Source organism: Terrabacter sp. LjRoot27, assembly GCF_964254175.1.
GTDB lineage: Bacteria > Actinomycetota > Actinomycetes > Actinomycetales > Dermatophilaceae > Terrabacter.
In genome coordinates, this window is sequence record NZ_CAXUSS020000001.1 from 1,807,529 (window position 1) to 1,821,685 (window position 14,157).

15 protein-coding genes are annotated in these 14,157 nt (G+C 71.5%); 11 read left to right on the forward strand and 4 right to left on the reverse strand.

The window, feature by feature from the left end; all coding sequences use genetic code 11:
• Positions 1–12 precede the first annotated feature (12 nt).
• The 3 genes from ACSQ2D_RS08410 to ACSQ2D_RS08420 all read left to right on the forward strand — a co-directional run bounded on the left by ACSQ2D_RS08410 (position 13) and on the right by ACSQ2D_RS08420 (position 2,569).
• On the forward strand, positions 13–261 hold the full coding sequence (locus ACSQ2D_RS08410; protein ID WP_435985504.1) for a DUF3046 domain-containing protein: 249 nt from the start codon (positions 13–15) through the stop codon (positions 259–261).
• A gap of 329 nt (positions 262–590) precedes the next feature.
• Positions 591–1,640 (forward strand): recombinase RecA, encoded by a 1,050-nt coding sequence (gene recA, locus ACSQ2D_RS08415; protein WP_028785358.1) that lies wholly within the window; start codon positions 591–593, stop codon positions 1,638–1,640.
• Positions 1,641–2,071: 431 nt separating this feature from the next.
• Positions 2,072–2,569 (forward strand): regulatory protein RecX, encoded by a 498-nt coding sequence (locus tag ACSQ2D_RS08420; protein ID WP_435985505.1) that lies wholly within the window; start codon positions 2,072–2,074, stop codon positions 2,567–2,569.
• A gap of 107 nt (positions 2,570–2,676) precedes the next feature.
• On the opposite strand, the gene ACSQ2D_RS08425 is transcribed toward ACSQ2D_RS08420, so the two are convergent.
• Complete coding sequence (locus tag ACSQ2D_RS08425; RefSeq protein ID WP_435985506.1) at positions 2,677–3,282, reverse strand: YceI family protein; 606 nt, start codon at positions 3,280–3,282, stop codon at positions 2,677–2,679.
• 197 nt (positions 3,283–3,479) lie between these two features.
• Between ACSQ2D_RS08425 and miaB the strand changes: the two genes are divergently transcribed.
• The 4 genes from miaB to dapF are packed head-to-tail and all read left to right on the forward strand — an operon-like array spanning position 3,480 to position 7,576.
• Positions 3,480–5,051, forward strand: coding sequence for a tRNA (N6-isopentenyl adenosine(37)-C2)-methylthiotransferase MiaB (miaB, locus tag ACSQ2D_RS08430; RefSeq protein WP_435985507.1), 1,572 nt, complete (start codon positions 3,480–3,482; stop codon positions 5,049–5,051).
• A 42-nt stretch (positions 5,052–5,093) separates the two neighbouring features.
• Positions 5,094–5,708, forward strand: a complete 615-nt coding sequence (gene def, locus ACSQ2D_RS08435; RefSeq protein ID WP_435985508.1) for a peptide deformylase — start codon at positions 5,094–5,096, stop codon at positions 5,706–5,708.
• Positions 5,709–5,757: 49 nt separating this feature from the next.
• Positions 5,758–6,723, forward strand: coding sequence for a tRNA (adenosine(37)-N6)-dimethylallyltransferase MiaA (gene miaA, locus ACSQ2D_RS08440; RefSeq protein WP_435985509.1), 966 nt, complete (start codon positions 5,758–5,760; stop codon positions 6,721–6,723).
• 1 nt (position 6,724) lies between these two features.
• Positions 6,725–7,576, forward strand: a complete 852-nt coding sequence (gene dapF / locus ACSQ2D_RS08445; RefSeq protein ID WP_435985510.1) for a diaminopimelate epimerase — start codon at positions 6,725–6,727, stop codon at positions 7,574–7,576.
• Between the two features lie 50 nt (positions 7,577–7,626).
• Here the strand turns inward: dapF and ACSQ2D_RS08450 are convergent, their stop codons facing one another.
• Both ACSQ2D_RS08450 and ACSQ2D_RS08455 read right to left on the reverse strand, forming a co-directional pair.
• Complete coding sequence (locus ACSQ2D_RS08450) at positions 7,627–8,385, reverse strand: nucleotidyltransferase domain-containing protein (protein ID WP_435985511.1); 759 nt, start codon at positions 8,383–8,385, stop codon at positions 7,627–7,629.
• Positions 8,378–8,989, reverse strand: a complete 612-nt coding sequence (locus ACSQ2D_RS08455; protein ID WP_435985512.1) for a class I SAM-dependent methyltransferase — start codon at positions 8,987–8,989, stop codon at positions 8,378–8,380. The genes ACSQ2D_RS08450 and ACSQ2D_RS08455 overlap by 8 nt, the downstream gene beginning before the upstream one ends.
• A gap of 120 nt (positions 8,990–9,109) precedes the next feature.
• Between ACSQ2D_RS08455 and hflX the strand changes: the two genes are divergently transcribed.
• From hflX to ACSQ2D_RS08475, 4 genes are all read left to right on the forward strand, one after another.
• A complete protein-coding gene (hflX, locus tag ACSQ2D_RS08460; RefSeq protein ID WP_435985513.1) occupies positions 9,110–10,615 on the forward strand; it encodes a GTPase HflX in 1,506 nt (501 codons plus the stop codon).
• Between the two features lie 88 nt (positions 10,616–10,703).
• Entirely contained in the window at positions 10,704–10,859 is a 156-nt protein-coding gene (locus ACSQ2D_RS08465; RefSeq protein ID WP_020142601.1) for a hypothetical protein, read from the forward strand.
• Positions 10,856–11,926: a GNAT family N-acetyltransferase gene (locus ACSQ2D_RS08470; RefSeq protein ID WP_435985514.1), complete on the forward strand. Its 1,071-nt coding sequence runs from the start codon at positions 10,856–10,858 to the stop codon at positions 11,924–11,926. Before ACSQ2D_RS08465 ends, ACSQ2D_RS08470 begins: the two co-directional genes overlap by 4 nt.
• Positions 11,923–12,345 carry a hypothetical protein gene (locus tag ACSQ2D_RS08475; RefSeq protein ID WP_435985515.1) on the forward strand — a complete coding sequence of 141 codons (423 nt, stop codon included), beginning with the start codon at positions 11,923–11,925 and terminating at the stop codon, positions 12,343–12,345. Before ACSQ2D_RS08470 ends, ACSQ2D_RS08475 begins: the two co-directional genes overlap by 4 nt.
• Positions 12,346–12,372: 27 nt before the next feature.
• Here ACSQ2D_RS08475 and ACSQ2D_RS08480 read toward each other — a convergent pair whose 3' ends face one another.
• Entirely contained in the window at positions 12,373–14,076 is a 1,704-nt protein-coding gene (locus tag ACSQ2D_RS08480) for a formate--tetrahydrofolate ligase (RefSeq protein ID WP_435985516.1), read from the reverse strand.
• Positions 14,077–14,157: the final 81 nt, after the last annotated feature.

Here is a 14,157-nt window from a genome sequence, read left to right on the forward strand (position 1 = left end):
CACACTGCAGTGGTGCGGATCAGCCACTTCTGGACCTTGATGGACGACGAGTTCGGCGCGGCGTATGCCGGGTCGCTCGCCCGCGACCACGTGCTGGGTGCGCTCGGCAACCGCACCGTCGTGCAGGCCCTCGCCGAGGGCGAGCCGCCGCGCGCCGTGTGGGAGGCGCTCTGCACCGACATGGACGTGCCGCCGGAGCGACGCCTCGGACGCGACACCCGCGTCGCGCGGGGAGCCCAGGGCGGTCAGGCCGGTCGCTGACGCCGGCGCCGTTCGGCCCGGTGCGGAGCGGGGGAGCGCGCGGTGAGCGGGAGCTCCGCGTGGACCGCGTTCGACCGGGCGCTCACGCAGGTCCGGGCCGACACGCTGATCCCGACACCGGCGTGTCGTGCAGACTTCGAACACCTGTTCGGTACTGTTCTCCACAGGTCCTGCGCCACCACCCGCATCGTCCACAGGCCGTCTCGTGGATCCTCCCGATGTCGGCGCCGGCACCTAGCGTCTGACCCGACAGCGGACCTCGCAGCACGAGGCCGTGGCCCGGGTCGAAGGTAGACGACCGCAACGCAGACGGCAGATAGGTGACCGACATGGCTTCGGTGCAGGAAAAGGACAAGGACAAGGCCCTCTCCTCGGTGATGGGCCAGATCGAGAAGAGCTACGGCAAGGGTGCGGTGATGCGTCTCGGCGACGACATCCGTCCTCCCATCGAGGTGATCCCCACCGGGTCGATCGCCCTCGACGTCGCTCTCGGCATCGGTGGTCTGCCGCGCGGACGCGTCGTCGAGATCTACGGCCCGGAGTCCTCGGGCAAGACGACCGTCGCCCTCCACGCGGTCGCCAACGCGCAGAAGGCCGGCGGCATCGCGGCGTTCATCGACGCCGAGCACGCGCTCGACCCGGACTACGCGAAGAAGCTCGGGGTCGACACCGACGCCCTGCTCGTGTCGCAGCCCGACACCGGTGAGCAGGCGCTCGAGATCGCCGACATGCTGATCCGCTCGGGCGCCATCGACATCATCGTCATCGACTCCGTGGCGGCCCTCGTGCCGCGCGCCGAGATCGAGGGCGAGATGGGCGACAGCCACGTCGGCCTCCAGGCGCGACTCATGAGCCAGGCGCTGCGCAAGCTCACCGGTGCCCTCAACAACACCGGCACCACGGCGATCTTCATCAACCAGCTCCGCGAGAAGATCGGTGTCATGTTCGGCTCGCCGGAGACGACGACCGGTGGCAAGGCGCTGAAGTTCTACGCCTCGGTCCGCCTCGACGTGCGTCGCATCGAGACCCTCAAGGACGGCACCGAGCCGGTCGGCAACCGCACCCGCGTCAAGGTCGTCAAGAACAAGGTCTCCCCGCCGTTCAAGCAGGCCGAGTTCGACATCCTCTACGGCCACGGCATCTCGCGGGAGGGCGGCCTCATCGACATGGGTGTCGAGCACGGCTTCGTCCGCAAGGCCGGTGCCTGGTACACCTACGACGGCGACCAGCTCGGCCAGGGCAAGGAGAACGCCCGCAACTTCCTCAAGGACAACCCCGATCTCGCCGACGAGATCGAGAAGAAGGTCAAGGAGAAGCTCGGCGTCGGGCCGCGCGTCGACCAGCCCGCCGAGGTCTCGGACGTGCCTGTCGACTTCTGATCATGGGTCTCTCCGAACAGGAGACCGCACGGGACCGTCTGGCTCGCGCCGCGGCCGCCCTGGCTGAGGCCGAGGGTGTCGCCGGGGTGCGAGCCGGCGGTGCGTCGGGCATGGCTTCGGGCGCAGTGTCCGGGGAGTCGGCGTCCGAGGTCGGCGCAAGCCGGTCCGGGCTTCCGTGGTCCGAGCCTGCCCACGTCGAGCCGTCCGGGCGCGAGAGTGGTCGTCCAGCGAGCACGAGCGCGACCCGACCCGGCAACACGGGCTCGTCTGGAGCGGCGGGCGGGTCCCGTGGCGGCGGGCGTTCGGGCCGCTCCGGTGGCGCGAGCGGTTCCGGTCGTCAGGGTCGCCGGTCGTCGAGGCCCCGCTCGGGCTGGGGTTCGGACGAGGCGGGGGAGCGACCCGACTGGGCGCCCCCTCCCGACGACGTCGAGGTGGCGGTTCCCGACGCCGACGCAGAGTCGGTGGCGCGGGCCATCGTCCTGCGACAGCTGAGCATGGCTCCGCGCAGCCGAGCCCAGCTCGAGAAGAAGCTGCGTCAGCGCGGCTGCGAGGACGACATCGCGGCCAAGGTCCTCGACCGCATGACCGAGGTCGGCCTCATCGACGACGAGGCGTACGCCCAGATGCTCGTCCGGTCGAAGCAGTCGGACAAGGGCTTGGCACGGCGCGCCCTGGCGCACGAGCTGCGCAAGCAGGGCATCGACCAGGAGGTCGCCGACGAGGCGCTCGGTCAGGTCGGTGCGGGCGACGAGAAGGTGCGGGCCGAGCAGCTCGTCGCCAAGAAGCTCCGGTCGATGCGGGGTCTGGCGCCGGACGTCCAGACGCGACGCCTCGCCGGGCTGCTCGCGCGCAAGGGCTACTCGGGTGAGGTCGCGTGGCCGATCATCCGCGACGCCGTCGACGGTCTGCCCGAGCACCGGCGCGACTGACGTCCGGTGCAGTGGCTGACCAGGGCCACCCGGGCTTCTGCGGACACCACGAGGGGGTGAGGACCGTGCGGTCCTCACCCCCTGGGTGTGCTGTGGTGCGGTGCTGCTCAGACCTCGGCGGGCACGTTGGCGATCGCGGACACGTCGAACTCGAGCTTGACCTTCTCGCTGACGAGGACGCCACCGGTCTCGAGGGCGGCGTTGAAGGAGAGGTTCCACTCGGTGCGGTCGATGGTGACGTCACCCTCGAAACCGACGCGGGTGTTGCCGAACGGGTCCTTGGCCGAGCCGGTCTCCTCGAAGGGGATCGTGACGGACTTGGTGACGCCGTTGATGGTGAGGTCTCCGGTGATGTCCCACTCGGCGCCGTCGCGCTCGACGTTCGTCGAGACGAACGTGATCTGCGGGTAGTTGGCGATGTCGAAGAAGTCGGGGGTCTTGAGGTGACCGTCGCGCTGCTCGTTGCCGGTGGTGACGCTGGCCGCCTGGATCGTCACGGTGACCGAGGAGTTGGCCGGCGTCACGGTGTCGACGTGGGCCGAGCCCTCGAACTCGTCGAAGTGGCCGCGGACCTTCGTGACCATGGCGTGGCGGGCGGAGAAGCCGATACGCGTGTGGCTCGGGTCGATGGTGTAGTCGCCGGAGATGTTCTCGACGGCGACCGACGCGGTCTCGGTGGCGGTCTCGTCCTTGGTGCGGTTGAACAGGCCCATGATGTGTCCTTCGGAGTAGGTTATTGAATCTTCAACAACTATGATGCAACCAAGTCGTTGAACTGTCAAGCACCGGGGTCAACAGGTCCACCATCGCTCCTATTCCTCCGTCTCGCGCGTCGGGACCAGAGCCTGAGCAGCACGCCGCCCGCGCGCGACGCTGACCGGGCGCTGCACGACGTACCCTTGTCGGTGCCATGACAACGCAGAACTTCGCGCCCACGCCCGAGGCCGCCACCACCGCGCCCGCCGGCTCGCCCCGCACCTACGACGTCCGCACCCACGGGTGCCAGATGAACGTCCACGACAGCGAGCGCCTCGCCGGCCTGCTCGAGACGGCCGGCTACGTCGACCTCGCGAGCCTGCCGACGCAGGAGCGGCCCGAGGTCGCCGACGTCGTCGTGTTCAACACGTGCGCGGTGCGCGAGAACGCCGACAACAAGCTCTACGGCAACCTCGGCCAGCTGCGTCCGGCGAAGCAGAAGAACCCCGGCATGCAGATCGCCGTCGGCGGCTGCATGGCGCAGAAGGACCGCGGCACCATCGTGCAGCGCGCGCCGTGGGTCGACGTCGTCTTCGGCACCCACAACATCGGCTCGCTGCCGGCTCTGCTCGACCGGGCTGCCCACAACAAGCGGGCCGAGGTCGAGATCCTCGAGAGCCTCGAGGTCTTCCCCTCGACGCTGCCGACCCGTCGGGACTCGGCCTACAGCGCCTGGGTCTCCATCTCGGTCGGCTGCAACAACACGTGCACCTTCTGCATCGTGCCGAGCCTGCGCGGCAAGGAGCAGGACCGTCGCCCCGGCGAGATCCTCGCCGAGATCGAGGCCCTCGTGGCCCAGGGCGTCGTCGAGGTGACCCTGCTCGGCCAGAACGTCAACACCTACGGCGTCGAGTTCGGCGACCGTCTGGCGTTCGGCAAGCTGCTGCGCGCCTGCGGCGAGATCGAGGGTCTCGAGCGCGTGCGCTTCACCAGCCCGCACCCGGCCGCCTTCACCGAGGACGTCATCCTCGCCATGGCGGAGACGCCGAACGTCATGCCGAGCCTGCACATGCCGCTCCAGTCCGGCTCGGACAAGGTGCTCAAGGACATGCGTCGCTCCTACCGGAGCACGAAGTTCCTCAGCATCATCGAGAACGTCCGCCGGCACATCCCCGACGCCGCGATCACGACCGACATCATCGTCGGCTTCCCCGGTGAGACCGAGGAGGACTTCCAGGGCACGCTCGACGTCGTGCGCGAGTCGCGCTTCTCCAGTGCCTTCACCTTCCAGTACTCCATCCGGCCCGGCACCCCTGCGGCGACGATGGACGACCAGGTCCCGAAGGCCGTCGTGCAGGAGCGCTTCGAGCGGCTCATCGCCGTGCAGGAGGAGGTCAGCTGGGCCGGCAACCGCGCCGTCGAGGGCCGGGAGGTCGAGGTGCTCGTCGCACCGTCCGAGGGCCGCAAGGACGTCGAGACGAAGCGGCTGTCGGGGCGGGCCCGCGACAACCGGCTCGTCCACTTCGCCGTCCCCGAGGGCGCCGAGGTGCCCCGCCCCGGCGACATGGTCACCGTGAGGGTCACGTACGGCGCGCCCCACCACCTCGTCGCCGACTCGGGCCTCGACGGTGGGACGTATGCCGTCCGGCGCACTCCCGGGGGAGACGCCTGGGCGGCTCTCCAGGACGCGCCGCAGGGCACGGGCAAGCCGGCCGTCAGCCTCGGCATGCCGTCCGTCGGCCGACCGGCCGCGCCCCCGGCTGCGCCGGGCTGCTCTGTCGTCTGAGCCGATTCGGGTGAGCGCGTCCCCTCGTGCTTGACTTGGCGCATGAGTGTGCGCCCCATCGTCATCACCGGTGAGCCCGTCCTGCACCGGGCCGCCGCCCTCGTCACGGACTTCGACGACGAGCTCCGCACCCTCGTCGAGGACATGTACGAGACGAACGTCGCCGCCAACGGCGTGGGACTCGCCGCACCCCAGATCGGCGTCGGCCTGCGGGTGTTCATCTGGAAGATGGCCAACGAGGACGGCGTCCCGGAGCAGGGGCACGTCATCAACCCGACGGTCACGACGTCGAGGATCCCGCAGGAGCGACCGAACCCCGACGAGGAGACCGAGGGCTGCCTGTCGGTGCCCGGCGAGGCCTTCCCGCTCAAGCGGGCCGACCGGGCGCACGTCGTCGGTCTCGACGTCGACGGCAACCGCGTGGAGTTCGACGCGACCGGATGGTTCGCGCGCTGCATGCAGCACGAGTACGACCACCTCAACGGCACCCTCTACGTCGACCGGCTCGACGACCGGCAGTCGAAGAAGGCCCGCAAGGCCGTCAAGCGCAACGGTTGGGGCAAGCCCGGCAGCTCGTGGCTCCCGGGCGTCGACAAGGACCCGTTCGGTCACGACGAGGACGAGAGCGACGAGTACGCCGACGACCTCATCGGCTGAGGGCGCGCACCTCTCGTGACGGGCACCCCCAGCTCCGGTCCGGTCAGCCGTGACGCCTGAGAGCGCGTCGACGGTCGGTGCGCCCGTGGTCGCGGTCGTCGGGCCGACGGCGACGGGCAAGTCCGACCTGGCCCTCGACCTCGCCGAGCGGCTCGGCGGGGAGGTCGTCAACGCCGACGCCATGCAGTTCTACCGCGGCATGGACATCGGCACGGCGAAGCTCCCCGTCACCGAGCGACGCGGCATCGCCCACCACCAGCTCGACGTGCTCGACGTGACCGAGGAGGCGAGCGTCGCGGGCTACCAGACGGCGGCGCGCGCCGACATCGCCGCCATCCGCGGCCGAGGCCACCGGCCGCTCCTCGTCGGCGGTTCGGGGCTCTACGTCCGCGCAGCCCTCGACCGGCTCGAGATCCCGCCCACCGACGCCGCGGTCCGCGCACGCCTGGAGGCCGAGGCCGAGGTGGTCGGTAAGGACGCCATGCACGCGCGGCTGCTCGCCCTGGACCCGCGGGCGGCCGCCGCGATCCTGCCCGGCAACCGCCGACGCGTCATCCGAGCCCTCGAGGTCATCGAGCTCACCGGTCGCCCCTTCAGTGCGTCGATGCCCACGCGTGAGTTCGTCTCTCCAGCAGTGGTGCTGGGTCTCCGAGTCGACCGCGAGCTCCTCGTCGAGCGCATCGACCGGCGGGTCGAGCGCATGTGGGCGGAGGGTCTACGGGGCGAGACCGAGTCCCTGCTCGCGCAGGGCCTGCGTGACGGCGTCACCGCGAGCCGGGCCATCGGCTACAGCCAGGCCATCGCCGTCGTCGACGGCACCCTGGACGAGGCCACGGCACGGGGCGACACGGCGCAGGCGACGCGCCGCTACGCGAGGCGGCAGGAGTCGTGGTTCCGGCCCGACCCCCGGATCCTGTGGCTCGACGCCACGGACCCGCACCTGCTCGACCGGGCGCTCACGGCGGTTCGTGAGGCGGATGCACGGGTGCGCGACGGCATGCCGGAGAATGGCTGACATGACGCGTTTCACCAAGGGCCACGGCACCGAGAACGACTTCGTCCTCGTCCCCGACCTCGAGGGCTCGCTCGAGCTCACCCCGGCCCAGGTGCAGCGCATCGCCGACCGGCACGCCGGTCTCGGGGCCGACGGCGTCATCCGCGTCGTGCGCGCGGCACTCTCCACCGACGAGGACGTGCGGGCGCAGTCGCGCGAGGCCGAGTGGTTCATGGACTACCGCAACGCCGACGGCTCGCTCGCCGAGATGTGCGGCAACGGCACCCGCGTCTTCGCCGAGTACCTCCGCCGTGAGGGCCTCGCGTTCGGCTCGACCTTCAGCATCGCCACCCGCGCCGGCGTCAAGACGGTGCGTGTCGTCGACGAGGGGTATGCCGTCGACCTCGGGCCGTGGCGGCTCGGCGACGAGGAGGGCGCCCGCCGTGACGGCTTCGACGTCATGGTCAAGCCGCGCCACGGCAAGCCCGTGCCGGCCCTGACCCTCGACCTCGGCAACCCGCACGCCGTCGTCATGCTCCCCGAGGGCATCTCCCTCGAGAACCTCGACCTCGGTGAGGCCCCCGAGCTGCATCCCGAGCCGGCCGACGGCTCCAACGTCGAGTTCGTCCGGGCCGTCGGGCCCGGCCACATCGCCATGCGCGTCCACGAGCGAGGAGTCGGTGAGACCCGGTCGTGCGGCACAGGCGCAGCAGCGGCGGCCCTGGCGACGCGCTTCTGGTCGGGCGTCGAGGACCTCAGCCCGTGGACGGTCGACGTGCCGGGCGGTCGCCTGACGGTCACGCCCCTGGCGGGTCAGCGCGTCGAGCTCGCGGGTCCCGCGGTCCTCGTCGCCGACGGAGACTTCCCACTCTGACGGCCGTCACCTCTCGTTCGAGGTGATGTCGGCTAACTGCGGGCCCGGGGTCACCTCGAACCGAGAGGCGGTCGCGCCGCGGGGTCGGTGCCGGAGAGCCGGTGGCCCTCGAAGAGCGGACCTCCGTTGCGGGCCAGCACGTCGTCGGCGAAGGCGAGCACGAGGGACACGTCGCCGGCAGCGGCCGTGACGAGCGCCTGCTCGTGCCGGACCCGCCAGGAGCTGCCATCACGCTCGTCGAGGTCGGCCAGCTCGCGCACCACCCACTTGCCGCGGCCCCACCAGTGGCCTGCCCCGTGCAGGAGCAGGCGGGCGGCCTCGTCGGCGAGCAGGACGGCGCTCACGAGCCGCTCGTGGCCGTCGTGCGCGTGGGTCACGTCGTCGAGCAGGTCGGTGACGGCATACCTCAGGGTGGCGAGGTCGTCGCCGGTGAGCCGCGGAGGTCCCGCGGCCAGCAGCTGCTGGGCCGTCTGCTGCCACTGTGCGCCGGTCCCGTCCGTGTCGACGAGCACGACGGACCGTCCGACGAGGCGTGCCATCGTCGGACGCCCGCTGTCGACGTCACGCCGCACGTAGTGGCCGAGCGAGGTGTCGGTGTGCACGAAGAGCTCGACCGGCCAGCCGCGATAGCGCCGAGAGTCCCGGTACGGCGCAGGCGGCCCGGGGAGCAGCACGGTCACGTCGAGGTCGGAGCCCGGGGTGGCCGAGCCGAGGACGACGCTGCCGCCGAGCCACGCCGCCCGTGCCTCGGGGAACCACTGGGCCACGAGGGCACGCGCGTCGTCGACGGCCCCGCCCACCTCAGGCACGGCGCACCTCGAGGATGCGGAACGCCTTGGCCGACGACAGGCGCGTGCACGTCAGCCCCCAGTCCTGCTCGTTGATCCACCGCTGGAGCGAGTCGGAGCCGAGGTGCTTCTGGACGACGAGGTGCGCGACCCCGTCGTCGGCCAGGCGTGGGAGCCACCGCTCGAGGAGGGCGTGCAGGGCGGCCTTGCCCACGTGGATGGGCGGGTTGGACCAGATCGTCGCGAACCGCACGTCGTCGGGCACGTCGTCGGGCTCGCAGAAGGTCGTGTTGTCGACGTGGGCCGCCGCGGCGTTGGCCCGGGACAGGTCGAGCGAGCGGCGGTTGACGTCGACGCCCCAGACCCTGGCAGCGGGGGAGCGGAGCGCGAGCGTGAGGGAGATGGGCCCCCACCCGCAGCCGATGTCGAGCAGGTCGCCGGTCGGGCTCGGGTCCGGGGCGCCGTGGAGCAGCACGGCCGTGCCCGGGTCGAGGCGGTCGGGGGAGTAGACGCCGCGGGCCGTCGTCAGGGTGAACCGGCGCCCGTCGAGGGTGACCTCGATGGAGCGACGCTCCTCCGGTGTGGCCGGCTCGGCGGCGAAGTAGTGGTCGGTCGGCTCGCTCATCACGGTCACCGTATCGGCCCCGAGGTGCCCTCCGCGGCACGTGCGTGCCGTGCCCTGGGCGACGCATCGGGCACAAACGAGTGGCTCGTGGCGTTGGACGAGTGGGACCATAGGGAGAACATGACGAGCAACCACACGAACCACCCCAGCGACACCGACCGCGCCGTCCAGCGCGAGCGCACCCTCTTCGCCACCCGCGCCGACGCGCTGGCCGAGGAGCTCCACGAGACCGACGAGACGGCATACCCGCTCTACGACGGTGACCAGCTCGACCGCGAGGAGCGCGCCGCGCTCCGCCGCGTCCAGGGCCTGTCGACCGAGCTCGAGGACATCACCGAGGTCGAGTACCGCCAGCTGCGCCTCGAGCGCGTCGTGCTGGCCGGTGTCTGGACCGAGGGCACCGCCGACGACGCCGAGAACTCCATCCGTGAGCTCGCGGCGCTCGCCGAGACCGCCGGCTCGACCGTGCTCGAGGGCGTCGTCCAGCGCCGCCAGAAGCCCGACCCGGCGACCTGGCTCGGCAAGGGCAAGGCGATCGAGCTGCGCGACATCGTCGTCGAGGAGGGCGCCGACACCGTCATCTGCGACGGTGAGCTGGCCCCCAGCCAGCGGCGAGCGCTCGAGGACGTCGTCAAGGTCAAGGTCATCGACCGCACCGCGCTGATCCTCGACATCTTCGCCCAGCACGCCAAGAGCCGCGAGGGCCGTGCGCAGGTCGAGCTGGCCCAGCTCCAGTACCTCCTGCCGCGCCTGCGTGGCTGGGGTGAGTCGATGTCCCGTCAGGCCGGTGGCCGCGTCGCCGGCGGTGAGGGCATCGGTTCGCGTGGACCCGGTGAGACGAAGATCGAGCTCGACCGTCGCCGCATCAACACGAAGATCGCCAAGCTCCGCCGTGACATCAAGGGCATGAAGACGAGCCGAGACACGCGCCGGCACTCGCGCCGCGCGGGCGGCGTCCCGTCCGTCGCCATCGCCGGCTACACCAATGCCGGGAAGAGCTCGCTGCTCAACCGCCTCACCGGCGCGGGTGTCCTCGTCGAGAACCAGCTCTTCGCCACCCTCGACCCGACCGTGCGTCGCACCGAGACCGAGGACGGCCGCGTCTACACGCTCGCCGACACCGTCGGCTTCGTGCGCAGCCTGCCGCACCAGCTCGTCGAGGCGTTCCGCTCGACGCTCGAGGAGGTGGGCGACTCCGACCTGCTCCTGCACGTCGTCGACGGCTCGCACCCCGACCCCGAGGGGCAGATCACGGCCGTGCGCGAGGTGCTCGCAGAGGTCGGCGGCGACCAGATCAAGGAGATCATCGTCGTCAACAAGGCCGACATCGCCGACCCGGAGGTGCTCGACCGGCTCCGCCGCCACGAGAAGCACTGCATCACCGTGTCAGCGCGCACCGGCGCCGGCCTCGACGAGCTGCGTGCCCTCATCGACGAGGAGCTGCCGAAGCCCGACATCGAGGTGGACGTGCTCGTGCCCTACGAGCGCGGTGACCTCATCTCGCGCCTCCACGAGGAGGGCGAGATCCTCGAGAGCGAGCACGTGGCCGAGGGGACCCGGTTGCGCGCCAAGGTGACGCCGAGCATGGAGCCCGACCTCGCGGCATACGCCGTCGTCGCCAGCTGACGTCCACCGCACCGTCGAAGGGCCCCTCACCGGGGCCCTTCGGCATGTCGGTCCCTGGCCGTCGGGGGCGTCGGGGAGGATGAGGAGCATGGCCCTCGAGATCCCGTGCCCCTACTGCGGCACCCAGATGTACGCCGAGCAGGCGCACAACCGCTGCCCGAAGTGCCTCTACATCGAGCCCTGCTGCGACGGCGCGCCGCTGGCCGCCTGTGAGACGCGCGCGCCCGAGCGACAGGCGCCGTGACCGCTCCCGCCGACGACGGGGCCGTGTGGCTGACGACCGACCGGCTCGTCCTGCGCCGTCCTCGGGCCGACGACCTCGACGACTACGTGCGCCTCCACACCGACCCACGCACGTACGCCCACTCGCCCTCGAGCATGCCCAGCCCCGAGCGGTGCCGCGAGAGGCTCGAGGCCGACCTCGCCGACTGGGAGCGCGACGAGCTGGGGTATGCCGCCGTCGTCGACCGCGCGACCGGTGAGGTCGTCGGGTGGGCGGGCTTGCGGCACAAGGACTCCGACCGCTCTTCCCTCAACCTCTACTACCGGCTGGCACACGACCGGCTCGGCGCGGGTCTGGGGCGGGAGATCTCCCGCACCGTCGTCGCGTGGGGAGTCGAGCACCGCCCGGACGCCCTCGTGACGGCCATGGTCGACGCGGTCAACACCGCGTCGATGCGCACGGCGGTCTCCGCAGGACTCGTCCAGGTGGGCACCCGCCGGATGAAGGGCGAGCCGGACGGCGAGCCGATGCCGTACTTCGTGGCGCCGAGCGTCGTGTCCGTGCCGCGCGAGGCCGTGGACGCCGGGCTCCGGGAGGCCGTTGTCGACCTCTGGGTGCGCGTCAACGACGCCGGTGGCTCGGTCGGCTTCCTGCCGGGTGCAGCCCGACGCGACGTGGCGACCGCCCTCGACCGGCACCTCGACGACGTGCACGAGCGGCGCTCCCTGCTCTGCGTGCTCAGGGAGCCCGCCGGGGCCCTGCTCGGGGTCGGCCTCTGGGAGCACTCGAGAGGCTTCCCCTACGACCACGTCGCCGGGCTGAAGCGGCTCATGGTCGACCCGGCCGCCCAGGGGCGCAACCTCGGCCGCATCCTCCTCGGTGGCATGGTCGGCATCGCCCGACGCGAGCTGCCGTGGGTCGAGCTGCTGCGCCTCGACTACCGCGACGGTCTCGGTCTGGGGGAGTTCTACGTCCGCGCGGGCTGGACCGAGGTCGGTCGGGTGCCACGCGGCCTTCGACTCAGCGCGAGCGACTACCGCGACGACGTCGCGATGGCGCGGCGCGTCGACGGGACTCCGCTGTCGTGAGCGTCGATGCCCCGCTCGTCGCCCTCACCGCTGCCGCTGCGGTCCACGCCGGGTTCCAGGTCACGGTCACGGCGCTCGTCTACCCGGCGCTGCTCCGCGACGACCACGACTGGGCCCGGCGCCATGCCGCGCACGGCCGCCGGATCGTGCCGCTCGTCGCCATCACCTACGGAGCCGTGCTGCTGTCGGTGGCCTGGGTGCTGTCGAGCGGTCCGGCATCGCTCAGCGTGTGGGTCGCCGCCGGCGCGTTCGGTGTCATCCTCGTGCTGACCGCCGTGGGTGCAGCCCCACGGCACGGACGGCTCGGGCGGGGCTACGACGCCGATGTCGCGGCCGGCCTGTCACGCGTCGACCAGTGGCGCTGTGCCCTGGCCCTCGTCATCGTGGGTGGCGCGCTGTGGGCGCTGATGACGGCGTGAGCCGATGGACCGGATCGGGTCGGACGGTCACGACAGGCCGGTGACGGAGCCGTCCTCGCTGATGTCGATGCGCTCGGCGTTGGGGGAGGTCGGCAGGCCGGGCATGGTCCGCATGTCGCCGCAGACCGCGTAGACGTAGCCGGCGCCGACCGCGGCCCTGACCTCGCGCACCGGCATCCGCCACCCGCGCGGCGCCCCGCGCAGCGACGGGTCGGACGAGATCGACAGGTGCGTCTTGGCGATGACGACGGGCAGCCCGCCGTAGCCGAGGCGCTCGTAGTCCTTGAGCGCCCTCGCCGCCGCCGGGCTCACGTCGATGCCGTCGGCGCCGTAGATCTGCGTGGCGATGGCCTCGATCTTCTGCTCGAGTGGCAGGTCGAGGGGGTAGAGGAACTCGAAGCTCGTCGGCTCGTGCGCGGCCTCGATGACGACCTGGGCGAGCTCGAGCGCGCCGGCTCCCCCCTCGGCGACATGGCGGGTCACCGCAGAGCGCACCCCCAGGCTGTTGCAGAAGCGACGGATCACCGCGTGCTCCGAGTCGTGGTCGTCCGGGAAGGCGTTGATCGCGACGACGGGCTGCACGCCGAAGCGCCGCACGATCTCGATGTGCTTGCGCAGGTTGGCCAGCCCGGCCTCGACGTCCTTGGGACTCTCCTTGAGCAGGCCCGCGGGCAGGGGCTTCCCGGCCTTGACGGCATACCTGCCCGAATGGGTCTTGAGGGCACGGACCGTCGCCACGATGACGGCGACGTCGGGCTTGAGGCCGCTGACCCGGCACTTGACGTCGAAGAAGCGCTCGGCGCCCATGTCGGCACCGAAGCCGGCCTCGGTGATGGCGTAGTCGCTGCCGCGCATGGCGATGAGGTCTGCCGTGACGGAGGAGGTGCCCGTCGCGATGTTGCCGAACGGTCCGCAGTGGATGATGGCCGGGCCGCCCTCGAGCGTCTGGAGCAGGTTGGGCTTGAGGGCGTCCGCGAGCATCGCCGTCATGGCCCCGGCCGCGTGCAGGTCGTCGGCGCTGACGCCCTTGCCCTCGGTCGTGTAGCCGACGACGATCCGGCCGAGTCGCTCGCGCAGGTCGCGCAGCGAGGTCGCGAGGGTGAGCAGGACCATGACCTCGCTCGCGGCGGTGATGTCGAACCCCGTCTCGCGGGCCACCCCGTCCTGGCGGGCGCCGAGCCCGATGACGACGTTGCGCAGGGCCCTGTCGTTGACGTCGAGGACCCGGCGCCACGTGATGTTGCGGACGTCGAGCCCGAGCGCGTTGCCGTGGTGCAGGTGGTTGTCGATCATCGCGGCGAGCAGGTTGTGGGCCGACGTCACGGCGTGGAAGTCACCCGTGAGGTGCAGGTTGAGCCGCTCCATCGGCACGACCTGGCTGTAGCCGCCGCCGGCCGCACCGCCCTTGATCCCGAAGGTCGGACCCATCGACGGCTGGCGCAGGGCGACCGCAGCGCGCTTGTCGAGCCGCTGGAGCGCCTGGGCGAGCCCGACCGAGGTCGTCGTCTTCCCCTCGCCGAGCGGGGTGGGCGTGATCGCCGTGACGACGACGTACTTCGCGTCCGGCTGGTGCGGTGGCTCGTCGAGGACGGCGAGGTCGATCTTCGCGACGTCACGCCCCCACGGCTCGAGGTGGTCGGGGGTCACGCCGAGGTCGGCGGCGACGTCGACGAGCGGACGCAGGGTCGCCGCGTTCGCGATGTCGAGGTCGGTGGGCAGGGGTGCGCTCATACCTCGATACAACTCCCGCACCTGCCTGCGCACAACGGGATCGCCGGACGAGCTGTGGTGACGTGCGTCCCAGCACCGACG

What these genes read in the sequence shown, in the direction of transcription:
- recA (WP_028785358.1), top strand. Translation starts at nt 591, where the DNA reads ATGGCTTCGGTGCAGGAAAAGGACAAGGACAAGGCCCTCTCCTCGGTG.
- ACSQ2D_RS08465 (WP_020142601.1), top strand. Translation starts at nt 10,704, where the DNA reads ATGGCCCTCGAGATCCCGTGCCCCTACTGCGGCACCCAGATGTACGCC.
- miaB (WP_435985507.1), top strand. Translation starts at nt 3,480, where the DNA reads ATGACAACGCAGAACTTCGCGCCCACGCCCGAGGCCGCCACCACCGCG.
- hflX (WP_435985513.1), top strand. Translation starts at nt 9,110, where the DNA reads ATGACGAGCAACCACACGAACCACCCCAGCGACACCGACCGCGCCGTC.
- def (WP_435985508.1), top strand. Translation starts at nt 5,094, where the DNA reads ATGAGTGTGCGCCCCATCGTCATCACCGGTGAGCCCGTCCTGCACCGG.
- dapF (WP_435985510.1), top strand. Translation starts at nt 6,725, where the DNA reads ATGACGCGTTTCACCAAGGGCCACGGCACCGAGAACGACTTCGTCCTC.
- ACSQ2D_RS08425 (WP_435985506.1), bottom strand. Translation starts at nt 3,282, where the DNA reads ATGGGCCTGTTCAACCGCACCAAGGACGAGACCGCCACCGAGACCGCG.
- ACSQ2D_RS08455 (WP_435985512.1), bottom strand. Translation starts at nt 8,989, where the DNA reads ATGAGCGAGCCGACCGACCACTACTTCGCCGCCGAGCCGGCCACACCG.
- ACSQ2D_RS08480 (WP_435985516.1), bottom strand. Translation starts at nt 14,076, where the DNA reads ATGAGCGCACCCCTGCCCACCGACCTCGACATCGCGAACGCGGCGACC.